This window comes from Pseudovibrio sp. Ad13, assembly GCF_001623225.1.
GTDB lineage: Bacteria > Pseudomonadota > Alphaproteobacteria > Rhizobiales > Stappiaceae > Pseudovibrio.
Map to the genome: position 1 here is coordinate 1 of NZ_LMCC01000030.1, position 905 is coordinate 905.

The window sequence follows — 905 nt, forward strand, 5'->3', positions numbered from 1 at the left end:
CTGCTGGCCATCCTTCACAACAAGCAGCAGATCAACAGCTGAGATCGCGCTTGGACGGTGGGCAACGACAATGACAATGCTGCCGGTCTCGCGCATCAGCTTGATAGCGCGGGTTAACGCAGCTTCGCCTTCTGAATCCAGATTGGAGTTGGGCTCATCGAGCACGATCAGGAACGGGCTGTCATAAAGCGCACGGGCCAGACCCACACGCTGGCGCTGTCCGGCAGAAAGCAGTGCCCCGCCTTCGCCAACCTGTGTGTCATAACCGTCAGCCAGACTGGTGACCAGCTCATGCACGTTGGCAAGCTGGGCGGCTTCCAAAATCTTCTCGTCATCGCGTTCTGGCGCAAAGCGGGAGATGTTTTCGGCAATAGTGCCGTCAAACAGTTCCACATCCTGCGGCAGGTAGCCAACTGCTGTGCCCAGACGATCTTCTGACCACTGGCCCAGCTCAGCACCATCCAGACGAACGGCACCGCGCAAGATTGGCCAAACGCCGACAAGCGCACGGACCAGACTGGTTTTACCGGATCCGGACGGGCCGATAATGCCCATGCCATCGCCTGCTTTAAGCTCAAAGTTGACACCAGCCAATGTGACTGCACGAGCGCCCGGAGGCGCTGTTGCGATCTGCTGTACATTGAGGGCCTTGCTTGGCAGTGGCAGTTCGGTTTCTGGCGGGGTCTCATCCAGACCTTCCAGTGATTTTTCCAAACGGGTGCGGGCCTGACGGGCTGCGATGAACACGCGCCACTGGCCGACAGCCTGCTCTACAGGAGACAAAGCACGGGAGGTGATGATGGACGCTGCGATCATAACGCCAGGAGAGACTTCCTGAAGGATCGCAAGCCATGCACCCACGGCCAGAACGGCAGAACCGAGCAGGAAGCGGAAGGCTTTGATAG

At 58.8% G+C, this 905-nt stretch carries 1 protein-coding gene; it reads right to left on the minus strand.

The annotated features are described in order from the left end of the window. A partial coding sequence (locus PsAD13_RS25370; protein ID WP_153040970.1) for an ATP-binding cassette domain-containing protein occupies positions 1–905 on the minus strand: 905 nt, incomplete at both ends.